Source organism: Bradyrhizobium tropiciagri (genome assembly GCF_018130505.1).
GTDB lineage: Bacteria > Pseudomonadota > Alphaproteobacteria > Rhizobiales > Xanthobacteraceae > Bradyrhizobium > Bradyrhizobium tropiciagri_B.
In genome coordinates, this window is sequence record NZ_JAFCKH010000002.1 from 691,151 (window position 1) to 709,059 (window position 17,909).

15 protein-coding genes, 1 tRNA gene and 2 pseudogenes are annotated in these 17,909 nt (G+C 63.4%); 8 read left to right on the top strand and 10 right to left on the bottom strand.

Annotation, left to right across the window (positions count from 1 at the left end; all coding sequences use genetic code 11):
• Positions 1-16 precede the first annotated feature (16 nt).
• Together JQ633_RS07565 and JQ633_RS07570 are read left to right on the top strand one after the other, a co-directional pair.
• Complete coding sequence (locus tag JQ633_RS07565; protein WP_211984054.1) at positions 17-694, top strand: response regulator transcription factor; 678 nt, start codon at positions 17-19, stop codon at positions 692-694.
• A 64-nt stretch (positions 695-758) separates the two neighbouring features.
• Positions 759-2,126 (top strand): sensor histidine kinase, encoded by a 1,368-nt coding sequence (locus tag JQ633_RS07570; RefSeq protein ID WP_211984056.1) that lies wholly within the window; start codon positions 759-761, stop codon positions 2,124-2,126.
• 60 nt (positions 2,127-2,186) lie between these two features.
• Here the strand turns inward: JQ633_RS07570 and JQ633_RS07575 are convergent, their stop codons facing one another.
• From JQ633_RS07575 to JQ633_RS07585, 3 genes are all read right to left on the bottom strand, one after another.
• Positions 2,187-3,434, bottom strand: a complete 1,248-nt coding sequence (locus JQ633_RS07575; protein ID WP_211984058.1) for a cupin domain-containing protein — start codon at positions 3,432-3,434, stop codon at positions 2,187-2,189.
• 217 nt (positions 3,435-3,651) lie between these two features.
• Positions 3,652-6,759 carry an efflux RND transporter permease subunit gene (locus tag JQ633_RS07580; RefSeq protein WP_211984060.1) on the bottom strand — a complete coding sequence of 1,036 codons (3,108 nt, stop codon included), beginning with the start codon at positions 6,757-6,759 and terminating at the stop codon, positions 3,652-3,654.
• Positions 6,756-7,940 (bottom strand): efflux RND transporter periplasmic adaptor subunit, encoded by a 1,185-nt coding sequence (locus JQ633_RS07585; RefSeq protein WP_249158918.1) that lies wholly within the window; start codon positions 7,938-7,940, stop codon positions 6,756-6,758. The genes JQ633_RS07580 and JQ633_RS07585 overlap by 4 nt, the downstream gene beginning before the upstream one ends.
• Positions 7,941-8,011: 71 nt before the next feature.
• Here JQ633_RS07585 and JQ633_RS07590 point away from each other — a divergent pair, with 71 nt between their 5' ends.
• Positions 8,012-8,755, top strand: coding sequence for a hypothetical protein (locus JQ633_RS07590; RefSeq protein WP_211984062.1), 744 nt, complete (start codon positions 8,012-8,014; stop codon positions 8,753-8,755).
• 126 nt (positions 8,756-8,881) lie between these two features.
• On the opposite strand, the pseudogene rpoH reads toward JQ633_RS07590, so the two are convergent.
• From rpoH to JQ633_RS07605, 3 genes and pseudogenes are all read right to left on the bottom strand, one after another.
• Positions 8,882-9,799, bottom strand: a pseudogene (gene rpoH / locus JQ633_RS07595) (RNA polymerase sigma factor RpoH); the annotation flags it as partial.
• 317 nt (positions 9,800-10,116) lie between these two features.
• The gene (locus JQ633_RS07600; RefSeq protein WP_211984065.1) at positions 10,117-10,485 is read right to left on the bottom strand and encodes a hypothetical protein; all 369 of its coding nucleotides are present in this window, start codon (positions 10,483-10,485) and stop codon (positions 10,117-10,119) included.
• A gap of 1,319 nt (positions 10,486-11,804) precedes the next feature.
• Positions 11,805-11,889, bottom strand: a tRNA-Leu gene (locus JQ633_RS07605).
• A 192-nt stretch (positions 11,890-12,081) separates the two neighbouring features.
• On the opposite strand from JQ633_RS07605, the gene JQ633_RS07610 reads away from it, so the two are divergent.
• On the top strand, positions 12,082-12,615 hold the full coding sequence (locus JQ633_RS07610) for a disulfide bond formation protein B (protein ID WP_211984067.1): 534 nt from the start codon (positions 12,082-12,084) through the stop codon (positions 12,613-12,615).
• 176 nt (positions 12,616-12,791) lie between these two features.
• On the opposite strand, the gene JQ633_RS07615 is transcribed toward JQ633_RS07610, so the two are convergent.
• Positions 12,792-13,877, bottom strand: a complete 1,086-nt coding sequence (locus JQ633_RS07615) for an AbrB family transcriptional regulator (protein ID WP_211984069.1) — start codon at positions 13,875-13,877, stop codon at positions 12,792-12,794.
• A 180-nt stretch (positions 13,878-14,057) separates the two neighbouring features.
• Positions 14,058-14,339: a PsiF family protein gene (locus JQ633_RS07620; RefSeq protein ID WP_211984203.1), complete on the bottom strand. Its 282-nt coding sequence runs from the start codon at positions 14,337-14,339 to the stop codon at positions 14,058-14,060.
• A gap of 194 nt (positions 14,340-14,533) precedes the next feature.
• Here JQ633_RS07620 and JQ633_RS07625 point away from each other — a divergent pair, with 194 nt between their 5' ends.
• Positions 14,534-15,028 (top strand): hypothetical protein, encoded by a 495-nt coding sequence (locus JQ633_RS07625; protein ID WP_211984071.1) that lies wholly within the window; start codon positions 14,534-14,536, stop codon positions 15,026-15,028.
• 53 nt (positions 15,029-15,081) lie between these two features.
• Here JQ633_RS07625 and JQ633_RS07630 read toward each other — a convergent pair whose 3' ends face one another.
• On the bottom strand, positions 15,082-15,639 hold the full coding sequence (locus tag JQ633_RS07630) for a TetR/AcrR family transcriptional regulator (protein ID WP_211984073.1): 558 nt from the start codon (positions 15,637-15,639) through the stop codon (positions 15,082-15,084).
• 103 nt (positions 15,640-15,742) lie between these two features.
• On the opposite strand from JQ633_RS07630, the gene JQ633_RS07635 reads away from it, so the two are divergent.
• The 3 genes from JQ633_RS07635 (at position 15,743) to JQ633_RS07645 (ending at position 17,485) form a co-directional block, all read left to right on the top strand.
• Positions 15,743-16,177: an acyl-CoA thioesterase gene (locus tag JQ633_RS07635; protein WP_211984075.1), complete on the top strand. Its 435-nt coding sequence runs from the start codon at positions 15,743-15,745 to the stop codon at positions 16,175-16,177.
• 5 nt (positions 16,178-16,182) lie between these two features.
• Positions 16,183-16,626 carry a PaaI family thioesterase gene (locus JQ633_RS07640; RefSeq protein WP_211984077.1) on the top strand — a complete coding sequence of 148 codons (444 nt, stop codon included), beginning with the start codon at positions 16,183-16,185 and terminating at the stop codon, positions 16,624-16,626.
• 181 nt (positions 16,627-16,807) lie between these two features.
• Positions 16,808-17,485: a DsbA family protein gene (locus JQ633_RS07645; protein WP_211984079.1), complete on the top strand. Its 678-nt coding sequence runs from the start codon at positions 16,808-16,810 to the stop codon at positions 17,483-17,485.
• 91 nt (positions 17,486-17,576) lie between these two features.
• Here the strand turns inward: JQ633_RS07645 and JQ633_RS07650 are convergent.
• Positions 17,577-17,909 (bottom strand): annotated as a pseudogene (locus JQ633_RS07650) (LPS-assembly protein LptD); the annotation flags it as partial.

The window sequence follows — 17,909 nt, forward strand, 5'->3', positions numbered from 1 at the left end:
GGCGGGGAGCGAATCAATGACGAAAGTGCTGCTGATCGAAGACGACAGCGAAACGGCCGAGGAAATCACCGCAGAGCTCGCCGATCGCGGTTTCGAGGTCGAGTGGTCGGCCAACGGGATCGAGGGCCTCGACAAGGCACGCGCGTCCCGCCCCGATGCCATGATCGTCGATCGGCTGCTGCCGGGCATGGACGGCCTCACAGTGATCGAGGCGCTGCGCAAGGATCAGGTTCGCACTCCGGTGCTGGTGCTGAGCGCGCTCGGCGCGGTCGACGATCGCGTGCGCGGGTTGCGGATGGGAGGTGACGATTATCTCACCAAGCCGTTCGCCCTCGTCGAACTCGTCGCCAGGATCGAAGCACTGCTGCGCCGGCCCGCGGAGTCGCGCGAGACGACGTTGCGGGTTGGGCAACTGGAGCTCGATCTGATCGAGCGCACCGCCAGGCGCGGTGAGCGGGTGATCGATCTGTTGCCGCGCGAATTCCGCCTGCTTGAATACATGATGCAGCGGAGCGATCAGTTGCTGACGCGCGCTATGCTTCTCGAGGAGGTCTGGCGCTACAAATTCGTCCCGGCGACGAACCTCGTCGACGTGCATATGGGCCGGCTGCGCCACAAGGTAGACGGGCAGGGTGAGGCTCCGATGATCCACAATGTGCGCGGAGCCGGCTTTATTCTTCGAACCGCACCATGAAGATCGGATGGACGCGGGCAAGGCGCCATTGTCGTTGAGCGGAGGGCCCGCGGGACGAGATCCGATGGATCGGATTCGCATCATACGATCGACGAGCTTTCGGTGGGCGATGGCGGTGGCGTGCGTGCTCGCGGCCTTCGTCATCGGACTGTTCGGCTTCGTCTACTGGAAGGCTGACCAGTACCTGATCGCGCGGTCCGACCAGATGATCGGCAATCAATTGGCCTTCATTGCCGGTTTGCGCGGCGAACTCCGGCTCGGTGCGATCAACGATCATCTGAAAGAGGACTCCCGCGGCGTTCAATACGGCGGCTTGTTCGGTGTCGACGGCCACAAGCTCGTGGGCAATCTCGAGCGGCTGCCGCCCGACCTCAGGATTGACGATTCCGCCCAAAGCATTTCCGTCGAGCGGACGGCTCCGGCCGGAGCCGAAACGCATGTGATCCGTGCAATCGCCCGCCGCCTTGCCGATGGCGACGTGCTGGTGATCGGACGTGAGGTAGACGAGACCAGGGAGGTCTCTCATGTTGTCGCCCAGGCGCTGGCGCTCGGGCTGCTGCCGGCGCTCTGCCTATGCCTGCTTGCCGGCGCGTGGTTGAGCCTGCGCGCGCAAAAGCGCGTCGAGGAAGTCAATCAGCGAGTCCAGCGCATCATCGCCGGCGACCTGCGCGAACGGCTCCCGCAGCGGGATGGTGACGAACCATTCGCGAGATTGACGGTCATCGTCAACGGCATGCTCGACGAAATGGAAACGATGATCCATGCGCTGGCCGGGGTCGGCAACGATATCGCCCACGATTTGCGAACTCCGCTGACGCGCGCGCGGTTGACGCTGGAGCGCGGCCGCACCACCGCCGCCACGCTGGAGCAGCTCCAGCTTGTCGCGGACAAGGCGATTTCGAATATCGACCAGTCGCTCGCCATCGTGACGGCGCTGTTGCGTCTGGCCGAAATCGAGAACAGCCGGCGGTCGGCCGCCTTCGGTACTGTCGAGCTGCACGACATGCTTCGCGAGATATTCGACATCTACGAACCGATCGCCGAAAACAAGAGCATCAAGCTGCATGTCGGACTGTTGCAGCATTTGAGCGTGTACGGCGATCGTGATCTTCTGTTCGAGGCATTCGCCAATCTCGTCGACAATGCGATCAAGTTCACGCCTGAAGGGGGCCGGGTCTCGATCGAGCTGATGCGCGTCGATAACGAGACGATCGTGCGTGTCAGCGATACCGGTCCCGGCATCAACCATCAGGAGCGCGACGCCGTGTTGCGGCGCTTCTACCGGTCCGACAAGATCAGAAATACCCCGGGCATGGGCCTTGGCCTCAATCTGGTGGCCGCAATCGTCAAGCTGCACAATTTCAAGCTGGCCATTTATCCCGGGCCCGGCGGCCGGCTGGAGATCATTTGTCCGGACCATCGATCCGGCTGAGGCCACTCATTTCGTATCATCGTCGCTTGCAAGTCGGGCGGTTGCCGGCAACACTCCGAATTACGAGCCGGGCATAATGCCGGGCGCATTGTCGGGCCATTTCGCGATCGCCGATTCGTCCACGTGCAGGTGCTGAGCGACCAGAGCCGGCGGCGTGTGAGTTAGCCAATCGGATAGCGAGATCTCCTCGTAACGGGGAGCCCGAAAGACCCCGATGAACTGCAGATCGGTATCGCCAACGTTCTCGACGTAATGTCCGATATTGCGTTTGACGTAGCCGATGTCTCCCGGATGAAAGTCCATCGTTCTCGCATTGGGGCCGGCATTGAAAACCGTCATGCGTGCCTTTCCCTTCAGGTAGTACTGCCACTCGTCGGCGTTCGGATGCCAATGCATCTCCCGGATGCCGCCGGGACGGACCGTCACCAGCGCGGCCGCGATCGTGGTCGAGATCGGGAAGCTGTTGCTGTCGGCGACACGTATCTCGCCTGCTTTGGACTGTTTCGCAGGGGCCCATGAGCCAAGTTTAAAGATGAAGGGATGGGGTGGGACGTGTCCGCTCTTGCTGATGGCCGCGCGATCCGACGCCAGATCGCCGGGCAGGGTACCTTGAAAGATCCAGAGATCGTGTAGCGGCACTTTTGCCAAGGTCTCCGCCGGCACGCCAAAATTCTTGGCAAGCACGTCGGGAGGTGTGTGGGCAATCCAGTCGGTCAACAACAATGTATTGAACTCGCTGGCACCACCGTCATCAAAGCAGATCACGAACTCGCACCCGTCCGGACCGAGGCCTTGCAGTGAGTGCGGATAGCCGGGCGGAAAGTACCAGAGGTCACCTTCATTGACGTCTGCAACAAACGGCCGGCCTACTGTGTCGAGAACCGTCACGCGGCAACTGCCGTAGGTCATGATCGCCCACTCGGCGGCCTGATGCCAGTGCAGTTCCCTGATGCCTCCGGCCGTCAGCCGCATGTTGACGCCGGCGATGGTGCTCGAGATCGCAAAATCCCTCTGCGTCACCTGGCGCGCCCAGCCACCATCCTGGATCCGCTTCGGCGCATTGTTGAAAGAGGCCCAGTCCAGTGCTCCGCCTCCGATATCGGTCGCCGGCGGAGAAGTTGCCGACGGAAACTGATTGCCGATCGCCTCGTCCCGCGGGCCAGGATCTTTCAGGTTACCGGGGCCGCTGGCGTTGATGGCGCCTTGCGGGGGTTGATCCGGATTGCCGAAGGCCGCTGCGCGCGCAGCGGTGGCGGTCATCACTGCGCCCATGGCGGACGCGGCCAGCATATGCCGTCTCGAAATCACGTTACGCCTCCCGACTTGGGTTTCCTCGGCCGAATGCGCAGCAGACTCATTTCGTTTCAACGAGCAACTTCAGATGCCGAGAGCGTGTCCGGATTGGCTGCAGCATTCATCGAATAGTTAGGAAGCGCGTCATCGTCAGACCACTAAATTGACGTTTAGTGATCCGCGTTGCGGACACATTGCAGACGCATCGCAGTAGAACTGGCAGAGAAGCGGTCTATTCGGCTGGCGCAGCTTTGGGATGGCCTGACGGGTCCCGCTCCCTTGTGCCGAACAGCCTGGTTTGCAGCCGGTCGAGATAGATATAGACCACCGGCGTCGTATAGAGGGTGAGAAGCTGCGACAGTGCGAGGCCGCCGACGATGGCATAGCCGAGTGGCTGGCGGATCTCCGAGCCGACACCTGTGCCAATCATCATCGGCACTGCCCCCAGCAGCGCAGCCATCGTCGTCATCAGGATCGGACGGAAGCGCTTGATGCAGGCCTGGTAGATCGCGTCCTCGGTCGATAAGCCTTCGTTGTGCTCGGCGTGCAACGCGAAATCGACCAGCATGATGCCGTTCTTCTTGACGATGCCGATCAGCAGGATGATGCCGACGACCGCGATCACGCTGAGGTCATAGTGAGCCGCCATCAGCAGCAACAGCGCTCCGACGCCCGCCGAGGGCAGGGTGGAGATGATCGTGATCGGATGGATCAGGCTTTCGTAGAGGACGCCGAGGATGATGTAGATCACGAACAGCGATGCCACGATCAGGATGGGCGTGCTCGACAATGAGGCGCCGAATGCCTGCGCATTGCCCTGGAAGCTGGTCTGCAGCGAAAGCGGCGGATGTAACTCCGTCTTGACCGCATTGATGGCATCGACGGCATGTCCGATCGCGGTACCTGGCGCGAGGTTGAACGAGATCGTCACCGACGGAAATTGTCCCGTGTGATTGACGACGAGGGGAGCGACTTTCACCGTCGAGTCGATCAGGGTTGAAAGCGGCACCTGCTGTCCGCTCGACGACTTGACATAGATGCCGTTGAGCGCGTCGGGTCCATACTGGAACTTCGGATTGACCTCCAGAATGTGATATTGCTGCAGAGTGGTGTACATGGTCGAGACGATGCGCTGGCCGAAGGCATCGTCGAGGGTGTTGTCGATCGTGTACGGTAGGATGCCGTAGCTCGAAGCGACTTCGCGCTTGATCGCGATGTCGAGCAGTGGTCCGGAGCTGAGCTGATCGGTTGCCACATCGGTGATGCCGGGTATTGTCTTGATCTTGGCCAGGAACACCTTTGACCAGTGGTCGAGCTCGCCGGGATCGGCGTCGTTGAGAGTGTACTGAAACTGGGTCTTGTTCAGGCGCGCACCGACCGTAATGTCCTGCGCGGCCTGCATGTAGAGCGTGATGCCCTGAATCTTCGCCAGATTGGTCCGCAGCCGGTCGATCACCTTCTGGATCGGATCGCGCTGGTTTGCGGGCTTGAGCTGGATGAAGACGCGGCCATCGTTCAGCGTATAGCTGCCGCCGCCGGCGCCGACGGCCGAACCGACCGTCGCGACGGCTGGATCCTTCATGATGCCGTTCAGCAGCGCCTGCTGGCGCTCTTTCATCGCCTGGAAGGAGATATCCTGCGCAGCTTCGGATTGGCCGATGATCAGTCCGGTGTCCTGCTGGGGAAAGAAGCCCTTGGGAATGACGACGTAGAGATAGCCGGTCAGCGTGATGGTTCCGAGCAGGACCATCAGCGTGATGAAGCGATGGCGTAGCACGACCTTGAGGCCCGATTCATAGGCGTAGAGCAGGGCGTCGAAGCCGCGCTCGGACATCCTGTAGAGCCGTCCGTGTTGCTCGCCTTCGGGCTTGAGCAGGTACGCGCACATCATCGGGGTGAGCGTCCTGGAGATCACGAGCGAAAGGACAAGCGCGACGCTGACGGTCATTGCGAATTCGCGGAACAGCAATCCGACATAACCGCCCATCAGGAACAGCGGTATGAAGACTGCGATAAGCGAAAACGTGATCGCCATGACGGTGAAGCCGATTTCGCCCGACCCCTTGAGTGCCGCGTCATAAGGCGACATCCCGTCCTCGATATGCCGTGTGATGTTCTCGATCTCGACGACGGCGTCGTCGACGACGAATCCGACCGCGATCGACAATGCCATCAGCGAAAGATTGTCGAGGCTGTAGCCCATTTCATAGAGGATCGCGAACGTGCCGATCAGCGACAGCGGGACGGTGACGGCCGGGATGATCGTCGCCCAGAGATTGCGCAGGAAGATGAAGATGACCATGACCACGAGCGCGATCGTCAGCAACAAGGTGAACTGCACATCCGCGACCGACGCACGGATCGTCTGGGTACGATCTGAAATGACGTTGATCTTGACGGCAGCCGGCATCGAGGCTTGAAGGGTCGGCATCAGAGCCTTGATGCGGTTCACGGTCTGGATGACGTTGGCGCCGGGCTGCCGCTGGATCGCCAGGATGATCGCCCGCTGATTGTTGTACCAGCCGGCAATCAGCTCGTTCTCGCCGGCGCTGACGGCGCGGCCGATATCGCGGATGCGCACGGGCGATCCGTTGCGGTAGGCGATCACGAGATCGGCGTATTGATCGGGCCTGAACAACTGGTCGTTGGTGTTCAGCGTATATGTCTGGCGCGGACTGTTCAGCGTGCCCTTTGGAAGGTCGACATTCGCCTGCCCGAGCACGGTGCGCACGTCTTCGAGATTGATGCCTCGGGCCGCCAGCGCTTCAGGATCGACCTGGATGCGAACGGTGGGCTGCTGAGTACCGCCGATGCCGACGAGGCCGACGCCGGATACTTGCGATATCTTCTGCAGCAGGATGTTCTGCGCATAGGCATCGACAGTCGTCAGCGGCAGGCTGTCCGAGGTGATGCCGAGAACCAGGATCGGCGTATCCGCCGGATTGACCTTCCGGATCAGCGGTGGATAGGGCAATCCAGCGGGCAGGTAGGCGTTCGCGGCATTGATTGCCGAGAGTGTGTCGCTGACCGCACCGTCGATCTGGCGATTCAGGTCGAACTGGAGCGTGATCTGGGTATAGCCGAGAGCACTCGCGGACGTCATCTGCGTAAGGCCGGGGATTTCCCCGAACTGCAGCTCGAGCGGGGATGCGACCGTGGAAGCCATGGTCTGCGGATCCGCGCCGGGCAGCTGGGCGGTGACGGTCAGCGTCGGATAATTGACATTCGGCAGCGCCGCGACCGGAAGCAGCGGATAGGCGACCAGACCGCCGACCAGAAGCGCGACCATCAGCAACACGGTCGCGATCGGACGATGAATAAAGGGTGCGGAAATATTCATGGGATCGGCGCCTGCAAGGCGTCCTGCGCGGCTTCTTCCTGCGCGGCCCTGCCGTGCAGCAGGGCGACATGGACGCCGGGTTGCAGCTTATATTGGCCGTCCACCACGACCCGCTCGTTGGCCGCGAGGCCGGCGTCGATCAGCGCCTGTCCATCGCTGATCTGCGCGACCTTGATCTGGCGGATTGCAACGGTGTTATCCGGATCGACCACGTAAGCGTAGGGCCCTCGCGGGCCCTGCTGTACAACGGCCGCAGGAACGGTCAGGCCATTGTGCCTGACGTCGACCAGCAGCCGCGCATTGACGAGCTGGCCGGGCCACAATCTGCGCGATGCATTTGGAAAGTTGGCCTTGAGCTGGATCGAGCCGGTGGTCTGCAGGATCTCGTTGTTGACGAGGCCGAGCACGCCTCGATCCAGCAACGCAGCGTCGTCCTGGCTGTAGGCCAGCACCGCGAGCGGCTTCGTGGTCGCTTGTTGTTGCTGCTGGATTTGCGGCAGTGCCGTTTCCGGCAGCGTGAAGATCAGCGAGATCGGATCGAGCTGGGTGACGACGACGAGGCCGTTCGCGGTCGACGGGCTGATGATATTGCCAACGTCGATCTGGCGAATTCCGACCACACCGTCGATCGGCGATGTCAGGCGCGTATAGCTGAGCTCGACCTTTGCTTCCTCGATCAGGGCGTGGTCGGTCTTGACTGCGGCTTGCAACTGGCCGACCTGGGCCTTCTGGGTTTCGAGCAGTTGCGGAGTGGCCCAGCCTTTCTGCCCCAGCGTCGTGTATCGGGTGAGATTGGCCTGTGCATTCACCAGCTGGGCCTGGTCGCGTTCGAGGTTGCCGGTATATTGTTCGATGAGAGCCTGATAGGGGCGAGGATCGATCTGTGCGAGCAAGTCTCCGGCATGCACGGTTTGCCCTTCGGTGAAGTTGATGCTGGTGATCTGTCCCTGGATCTGGGCACGCACGACGTCGGTGTTGTAGGCAATGACGGTGCCGACGCCCGTCAAGTAAATCGGCACATCATGCTGCGCGACTGTCGTGGCCACGACTGGCACCGTTAATGGAGCAGGTAATGCTTCAGCCGACGCCTCCAACCCGTGAAGGTGCATGACGTAAGACAGGCCACCGGTCGCAAACAGGGCGACCAGCATGACAGCAGGGACAACAGCTTTCTTCTTCATGGCTGTTCTCGCGGAAAATGCGCGGCTGGAGAGGCGTGCTCTTGGTGGGGCACAGCTAGCCGCCGGTCGTCATGGAAGGGTCCGCAACGACGGGGGCGGCGAGCACTGCGCTCGCCCCTGCCGAACTGGCAATCGGCGATTCCGCTATCGTCGGCACGGCAGGCACGCCACTGACCCCGAGGTTGCCGATCTCGGTGGACGCCAACGGGATTCCGGTTCGATCGACGCCACCAGGCGCAATCGGCGCGGTAGCCGTAGGGGTCGATGAAGCCGCAATGCTGGTTGAACCGGAGCCGCACATTCCCGACAGTCCCGCCGTGTCCAACGTTTCCGTCGTGGTCGACAGCGCCGACGTGCCCAGGGGCTCGGACGAACTCGAGATTCCCGACATCGACGATCCGGACATCGACATGCTGCCCGACATCGCTTCGCTGGCCGATCCGGGAGTGGCTGCCGCTCCTATTCCCATTCCACCGCCGTCGAAGGACGCGGTGGATCCGAACATGGTGGCCGGCGCGGTCCCTGTCGTCGAGCACGCCGTCCCGCTGCTCGTGCTCGGTATCGTGATCGTTCCGGTCACGCCGGTGGGCGCCGGACTAAGTCCGCCCGAGATGATTTCAGTCGCTCCCAGTCCGATTCCGGTCGGTCCCACCGCCGCACTGGGGGCCGCTCCCAGTGGCGACGTGACACCAAGAGTCGGAGTCGTCGGCAATGTGCCAACCTGCGCCCTGGCTTCGCTGCCGGCAAGGAGCGCCGGAAGTATCACAGCAATCAACGCATATTTCATTTTGCCGCTTTCCTGTCGGGATTTGTGACGATGCCGAGATGCTGCCTGTCCGTCAGGCGGCGCCGCGTCGTGCAACGGAATCGACGCGGGGTGTTCGCGAGGCGATGACGCGGGATGGCCGGGATCGGAATTCAGCGTATGCGCCCGAGACCGGCAGTGCCGCCATGGGCGAACGCGAAGCGAAGTTCTTCGCCGCCTTCCGCACTTTATCGAACGCGTGCGCATCAATCTGACGTACACGTTCAGGCGAGACGTTGAAGTCGGCGGCGAGGGCATCGAACGTCCGTGGTTCGTCGGTCAAGCGCCTCGCTTCGAAGATGCGGCGCTCGCGATCGTCCAGCCCGCCGATGGCCTGCGCGAGAGCCTCGAGCTGGTGCTGCTTTTCGTCCTGTTCGACCACCAGCGTCTCCGGCGACGGAGAGTCGTCGACGAGCTGGTCTTGCCATTCGCCGTTCTCACCATCGCTACGGGCCGGCGCATTGATGGATTTGTCGCGGCCGATCCGCCGGTTCATGTCGACGACATCCCGGCTCGGGACATCAAGGTCGTTTGCGATCAGCGCCACCTGGTCGGGGTGCAGGTCACCACTCTCCAGTGCGGCGATCTTGCTCTTTGCGGATCGCAGCCTGAAGAACAGCTTCTTCTGGTTCGCTGTGGTGCCGATCTTCACCAGCGACCACGAATGCAGGATGTAATCATTGATCGAAGCCCTGATCCACCACGCGGCATAGGTCGCAAAGCGAAAGCCGGTTTCAGGCTCGTATCGGTTCAACGCTTTCATGAGACCGACATTTCCTTCGGCGATGACTTCCGAAGCGGGCAGGCCGTAGCCCCGGTAACTTCTGGCGATCTTGACGGCGAGGCGCAGGTGACTGGTTACGATCTGGTTCGCCGCGTCACGATCGCCGTGCTCGCGCCAGCGTCTGGCGAGGTGATACTCCTGGTCTCTTTCCAGCATTGCGAAGCGCCTGACGTCATTGAGATAGCTCCGCGGTTTGCGCCCGCCTTGACTGTGTGCTGGTTCGTGTCGCGCTCGGGCGGTGACGCCGGCGCGCGGCCTGTCAATGCTCATGTCAGTCACTCCGTGCTAGTCGGTGCGATGTCTTTCGTCGTAAGTCGAACGAATTGGAGGATGACGGGTGCACGCAGGAGGGTCGATTAAAATGGGGTTTAGGACATTAAATTCCGCTTCATGCATGAGGCGGGCTTCAGGGCACCACCGGTCATCACGCGCGCTTGAGCTGCACTTGGATTTGCGCTGACGATTGCGTGTTCGCCAATCCGGCGCGCAAAATCGCCGAGCGCGAGCCCGGCGATTTGTGCCGCCTCCAGCATGAGCCGACAGGAGATCAGAAGCTCATGTTTGAGATTTTTGCGATCCGGCGCCGTTCAGTAGTCGCAGTAATACGGGCTGTCGTAGATCGCGTAGGGGTAATAGGGACAGCTGTAGCCGTCGTCATTGAAGCCGCGGCCCACGAAGTGGCGCGGCCCGCCGCCAAAGCGCCCGTGTCCGACGTCCGCCATGCGACCCGCTCCGACGCCACCGGCATGGCCTGCGCCAAGCCCGGCCATGCCGCCGCCAAAGCCACCGACGTGGCCACCGCTGAAGCCACCCATGTGGCCTCCGCCAAAGCCCCCGCCAAAGCCGCCGCCATGTCCGCCTCCGCCGCCACCTCCGCCGCGAGCCTGGGCACCGGTAGCAAGCAGGCAGCCCGCGAGAGCTGCGCTCGCGAAGATCATCATTACGCGTCCTCTCATGTCATTCTCCTTTGGGATGGGCGAATTCGGTTCGCCGAAGCTCGTCCCGGGTTTCCGGGGCTGGCAGGGCGGCCGACGCCATGATGCAGCGGAGATGGGAATGCCGGTGCCGCGTTTCGATTAAATTCGGATTCATTTCGCCGCAGGCGGACCGCCCGGAAGCGGCGGAAGTGACACGATTGTTATCGGCGTCCACGCGTCTCGACATTACTTCGCGAGCGATAGCTCGAAGCCACGTCGGTCCGCGCAGTCTCGCTCGCGAAGCGACAAATGCGCCGAGCGGATGCTTCGGATTTCCAATGAAAGGAGCGCGCGATGCGGAAGCTCATGATTGTTGTCTTCCTGAGTTTGCTGGTCGGGACCTCCGCCAGCCATGCCCGTGGAGGCATGCACGGAGGAGGTATGCATGCTGGTGGAGGGATGCGCATTGGCGGCGTTCGCGGCATGGAGATGCAGGGCCTTGGGGCTCCGGCAAATCCGACAGTCCCGCCCTCGCTGACGTCGGACCCGAGACTGCTCGGGACTGCGCCGTTGCCACCGCATCAGCAGCCGACACAGGCCGACATTCCTTCAACCCCTGACGCCATGCTCAAGCAGACGCCTGGCGAAGCCGCGGTCGATCGAGCGATCGGAAACATTTGCCGGGGCTGTTGATGCGGCGATGTTCAACGCATGACGCAGACGAGTGCCGCGGTGCCGATGTCGTGACTCCGCTGCGCATGTCGAAGAAGAATTTAGTGGGGCGCGTGGGACACCGATCCTACGTTGGCAGTACGAAGCAAGACGCGTCCCGATCTACGCCCGACTTGATCGGGTGATGTGACGCCGTCTCCTGGAAGGAGAAGCGCAATGCGCTTGATGGCTATCACTGGAATACTCGCCATTTCGGTCGCCCTGTTGGGTGGACCGCAGATATTTGCAACTCGGATGATTCATCCCTACGGGCATGTCATCCGCAGCAAGCGGAGAGTCGCGTCTTGCTGGCGACCAAACATGAGGGTTCGAACTCCTACCGCGCCTGACGACCCGCAAGCCCAGGAGAATGCAGCCAGCAAGACTTGGCCTGGCGACATGTTCCTTGGCTAGCACTCGCGGACTGATCGCTGTTGTCGTGCCAATCTGCGGCCTATCGGCCAAGCGCTCGTGCCATGTTCTGCGGGCCATCTGTGCAATTCCCTCGTCCGGAATAGCGAAGTTCGCGCTGAACGTTTGTGGATGACGAACTTTACGTGTGGAGTTCAATGCACCGCGAAAGTTGTCTCCGAAAATCGGAAACCAGGCAATGCTGTAAGCTATTGTTATTATTTATATCTGAAGCTTGGTGCCCCTGGCCGGAATCGAACCAGCACTCCTTGCGGAACTCGATTTTGAGTCGAGCGCGTCTACCAGTTCCGCCACAGGGGCCTTCATGGCCCGGGCCGCGAAATTGGCCGAGGTTGCGAAGCGCGGCGGACTATAGCGGGCAACCCGTCACGGTCAACCCGCGCGGAAGTGATTGTCCCGCGCCTCGACAGCGGTATTTTCGCGCGATACGACCCGGATTGATCGCGGAGCAGGGGCGTGCCCCTTCCGAACGATGCTCGCAGGAGGACCGCCGTGACGACCGCGACCGCCCATCCGTCCCATGCTTCCGCAACGGGCAATCCGGCGCTGACCTCGGCTCTGGCGATCGCCGTGATCGCGGCGGCGACGCTGGCCGGCGCCTGGTTCTTCCAGCTGGTGCTGGAAATCCTGCCCTGTCCGCTCTGCCTCGAGCAGCGCTATGCCTATTACCTCGCGGTCCCGCTCGGCGCCGTGGTCGCGTTCGCCGCCGCGCGCGGCGCGCCGCGCCCGGTGCTGCTGGCGGGGCTTGCGATCCTCGGCCTCGCCGCGCTCGCCAATGCCGGGCTCGGCACCTACCACGCCGGCGTCGAATGGGGGTTCTGGCCGGGGCCGACCGACTGCTCCGGCCCGGTGCTGGACCTCAGCAAGGCCGGCTCGCTGCTGGAGCAGCTCGACAGGGTCAAGGTGGTCCGCTGCGACGAGGTGCAGTGGCGCTTCCTCGGCATCTCCCTCGCCGGCTACAATGTGCTGATCTCGCTGTTGATGGCCGCGATCGCCGGCTGGGGCGTGGCGAAGGCGAAGGTGTGACCTGTAGGATGGGTGGAGCGTAGCGATACCCATCATCTCGCCACGCGGGTGGAAGTCGATGGGTATCGCTGCGCTCCACCCATCCTACGCGCTACGAGCGCTCCCCCGTGATCCGTCATGCTGAGGAGGCCGCGCAGCGGCCGTCTCGCGCCTCAGGATGACGGGATCAAGAGCACCTAATCGTCGACGTCGTCCTGCGGGCGCCCGAACAGGTGGACGATACCCGGCGTCGCGATGGAGACGAACACGAAGCGCGACAGATGGTGCGCGCCGACGAAGATCGGGTCGATATGCAGGGTCAGCGCCAGCGCCAGCATGGCGTCCATCGCGCCGGGTGCGAAGGCGACCACGACGTCGGCGAGCCGGACATGGGTGGTGAAGCCGATCACCGCGACGAAGACGGCGGAGATCAGGATCGCGATCGCGAACGATCCCAGCCCGGCATTGACGTGGCTGAGCAGCGTCGAGGTCTTCATCCGCGCGAAGCGGGTGCCGATGATGGCGCCGATGCCGACCAGCGCGACGTTGCGGAGCCAGGGCGGCAGGCCGCCGTCGACCAGCTCCGAGCCGTGCAGCAGGCTGGAGGCGAGCATCGCGCCGAACATCCAGCTCGCCGGAAATTTCACCCAGCGCAGCAGTAGCGAGGCGCCGATCGATGCGCCGACCAGGGCGGCGAGCCCGGCCGGCGAGGCGACCGTGGTCGGCAACGGCGGCGGCGCTGCGTGGGTCACCCCGGTCAGCGCCAGCACCAGCGGCAGCGCCGCGGTCAGGATGATCACGCGCATGGTCTGCACCACCGCGATCGCGGCGACGTCGGCGCCCTTTTCGGCGGCGAGGATGGTGATCTGCGACAGCGCGCCCGGGCTGCCGGCGAGGAAGGCCGAGGTCTGGTCCCAGCCGTGCATGCGCTGCAGATAGTAGCTCGAGCCGAAGGTCGAGCAGAACGTCGCCAGCGCCAGCAGGCCGATGGTGATCGGATAGGAGCTCATGTGCTGCAGTAATTGCTGCGACATCAGCGAGCCCAGCGAGATGCCGAGCAGCAGCAGCACCGCCTGCGTCAGCAGGGCGGGCACCGCGAGCGGCCGCCCTGCGAGCGCGGCGATCGCGACCGCGGTCATCGCGCCCGAGATCAGGCCGCCCGGCAATTCCGCCCACAGGAACAGCGCGCCGCCGGCGGCGCCGAGGGCGAGGGTCTCGAGCCCGATGAGGGCCTTGTTGCGGTCGGGAATGGCCGTTGCCATCGCAGCGCGGATCAGGGTCACGCCGCGTTATGGCAAATTCGTACTGGCAGAACAATTGCAACCGCGCGGTGCAGCAATGCATTGGCCGGTCGATTGTGACAGCCGTACCGGCGCGCCAATGCGAAGGGACCGCTCCCGACGTGTCGGGGCGGTCCCGCATGGCCGGCTCGCGCCGCTGGCCGGCGCGAGCGATCCGATCGATTACTGCTTTGCCGGAGCTGCCGCAGGCGCCGCCTTCTCGCCGGCTTCCTTGATGCAGGCCTTGCGAAACTTCTTGCGCTCCTTGCCCTTCAGCTTCTTCTCGTCAGCCTGCTTCGAGCATTCCAGCGAGGCGGCGCTGCGCGGCTTGGCCTCCTTGGCCGGCGCTGCGGCCTGGGTGGCGGCGTCTTTCGCGGCCGGCGCAGCCGTCTGCGCGAACGCTCCGCCCATCAGCAGCAGGGAGGCAAGCGCGGTCGCGGTCGCAAGCGAGGAAATCTTCGTCATCATCGGGCACCTCGTAGGGAAGGGAGCCGAACCGTCGCGCGGCGATGATGAACCGCCGATGAATATCCGGTGCTCTCGCCGCCACAATATTTTGACGGTCGAACACGCCCGCGCGTTGCCGCAAGTTGGGGTTGAGCTAGGATAATGATCCTTATGCCAATGCCCCCCAGGAATGCCCTTAAGGGAGACGACCAATGACCATCCAGACCAGATTGTTGTGTGCGATCGCGGTGTCGGGTTTTGCAGCCTTCGCGGCAAGCGCGCCGGCGCAGGCACTCACCATGCAGGAATGCAGCGCGAAGTATCAGGCCGCCAAGACGGCCGGCACGCTCGGCGACCAGAAGTGGAATGATTTCCGCAAGACCCAGTGCGGCGCCGAGGCGACGCCGGCAGCTGCACCCGCTGCGCCCGCGCCTACTGCCGCTGCTCCGGCACCGGCCGCGCCGAAGGAAGCCAAGAAGGAAGCCGCGCCCGCCGCACCGGCAGCGCCGATCGTCACCGGCAACGCGGTCTTCCCGACCGCGGTCGATCCGAAGTTCGCCACCGAGAAGCCGCACATGGCGCGCATGCACACCTGCTCGGAGCAGTGGAAGCTCAACAAGGCCAACAACACGACCGGCGGCATGCGCTGGAATCAGAAGGGCGGCGGCTACTACAGCGAATGCAACAAGCGCCTGAAGGGCGCCTGAGCCTCAGAAGTGAATTTTCGACTGAAGCGGCCGGCATCGCGCCGGCCGCTTTTCTATCGACCGTCTGCCAGCAGCTTGTCCGCCGACGTGGCCAGCAATTGCGCGCGCTTGCGCGGGCCGCGGTCGAGGAACAGCAAGCTCTGGCCGAAGATGAAGCAGTAGAACAGGAAGGCCTGCGCGTCGGCCTCTTCGGCCGGCAGCCCGGTGGCGCGATAGAGCTGGCCGACATTCTTCAGCCGCGCGGCATCGACGCCGGCGACTGCGGCGGCGGCGGCTTCGTCGGTGCGCGCCCACTGCCGGATCGCGAGCTCGATCGCCATCGCCTCGGTGTTCATGCGCTCCGAATACAGCGTGATGATCGCCTTCAGCCGCTCGCGCGCGCTGGTGCCGTCCAGCGCCGTCTGCTTCTCGATCGCGGCGATGCGGCCGTCGCGCCAGCGCACCAGCATGGCCTCGAGCAGCGCGGCGCGATCCTTGAAGCGGCGGTAGAAGCCGCCCTTGGTGACGCCGAGATTCTTCGCCAGCACTTCGACCCGCACGCCGTCGACGCCGGAATGCGCGAGCTCGGCAAAGCCCGCGGCGACCCAGACGTCGCCCTTGCCTTCAGTCATGTCATCTCCGCGTGGCAGCCTTGATACGGTACCGTATTGCTAGCCCGCTTCGTGGCTGATACGCTACCGTATCAGGATGAAAGATCGAACGGAGGAGCGGCACATGGAAGGCGAGGCGACCTATCGCGGCGCGGTCTATCCCTGGCATTGCGATCATATCGGCCACATGAACGTCATGTGGTATGTCGGCAAGTTCGACGAGGCGAACTGGAACATGTTCGCGCGTCTCGGGCTGACGCCGACCTATCTGCGCGAATCCGGTTGCGGCATGGCCGCCGTGCAGCAGACCATCGCCTACAATCGCGAGCTTTTCGCCGGCGACGTCATCGAGGTCAGGAGCCGGCTCGCGGAATTCCGCGACAAGTCGCTGCGCATCCAGCACGAGATGCGCAACGCGGAAACCGGCGACATCGCCGCGACCTGCGAAATCACCGCCGTGCACATCGATCGCGCCGCGCACAAGTCGGTGCCGTTCGCGCCGGCGATCCGTTACGCGGCGATGCCGCATCTCGTCCTTGCCGAACCCGTGACCGCATGATGGGCATGTCCAGCTTCGCGCCGAAGAATCCCGATTACCGCGCGCTCGCAACCGCGACGTTCGAACGCCAGCGCGCGATGCAGACGCTCGGCGTCTCGATCGTGCGCATGGAGCCGGGCGCAGTCGACCTCGCGATGCCCTATTCACCCGACTTCACCCAACAGAACGGCTTCGTGCATGCCGGAATCATCACCGCGGGCCTCGACAACGCCTGCGGCATTGCCGCCTTCACGCTGATGCCCGCGGGTTCCGACATCCTCACCGTGGAGTTCAAGACCAACCTGCTGGCGCCGGCGCGCGGCGAGCGCTTCCTGTTCCGCGGTGTCGTGCTCAAGCCCGGCCGCACGCTGACGGTCTGCGACGGCAAGGCCTATGCCGTGCAGGACGGTGTCGAGACCCTGGTCGCGACCATGACCGGCACGCTGATGGCGCTGCAGCGGCGGGCGTAGCAGGGTCGCCGGCCCCGAAACCATCGCCCAGCCCCCGGGATGACCGCGATGGTATTTCCGCAACGGCGCCCCAATATTGTCTTTTGCGGCTGCGATTATTGTCGCGGCGGGCTATATGCTGCTGCGTAACGTCCATGTGTCCCGCGCGTAGAACGGTGCAGGGCCCTCGCGAAAGCCAGCCATGAAGCAGCAGACGACATCACCTCTGATCGATACCGGCCCCAGCCGCCGCGCTGCGCTCGGCCTGTTTGGCGCCGGCCTCGCGCTGCTGGCCGCGGTGCCCGCGCGTGCGGAGGACGAGAAGGTTCTGACCGAGGCCCAGGTGCTGCGCGATCCGGATATTCCCGTGATCGGCAATCCCACCGGCGACATCACCGTCGTCGAATGGTTCGACTACAATTGCCCCTATTGCCGCAAGCTCGCGCCGGAACTCCGCCAGGTGGTTCAGGACGACGGCAAGGTCCGCCTGGTGCTGAAGGACTGGCCGATCCTCGGGCCGGTGTCCAAGGTCGCCGCACGGATGGCGCTGGCGGCAAAATACCAGGGCAAGTTCGAAGCCGCGCATGAGGCGATGATCTCGGTCAATTCGCGCATCACCGAGCCGCGGATCGCCGAGTTGCTCTCCGGCGCCGGCCTCGACATGGACCGCCTGAAGAAGGATCTCGACGCCAACGCCAAGGCGATCGATGCGATCCTGAAGCGCAACAACGAGCAGGCGGAAGCCTTCGGCTTCAACGGCACGCCGTCCTTCATCGTCGGCAAGTACCGCGTGCCGGGCGCGCTCAGCATGGACCAGTTCGAGCAGGTGATCGCCGACGCCCGCAAGGCCAACATGGGCCGCACGATCGAGAAGAACTAGGACAAATCCTCAGTTCAAAACCCCGCCAGGGGCGCAGGGAGATTGAGGCGGAGCCTCGTGCAGCGCCGGCGTCGGATATGGGGGCTGAAGCCTATGGAATGGGGATGGAATAGCTTCCGATCGTCCGCAATCCGAGCTGTAGCAGATAAGTGTCGTTGAGTACGGGTGGCGCTCCGCCCACTCCATAATTGTACGACCTCACATAGTTGACACCCAGAACGAAGCAGTCGTCCACGTAGCCGGTCCCGATCACATATTGATTGATGTTGTTCGAAGCGAGGTCCCAGCGGATTGAGCCAGTGGCTACCCAATCGGCCGAAACCCTCAGGGATCCGCTGGTCAGAATACCCTCGCGGCGGGTCAGGTAGCCGAGTTCCGGCTGGGCCGCGTAATTGCCGTACATCAGGCTGACCGACCAGCGGTC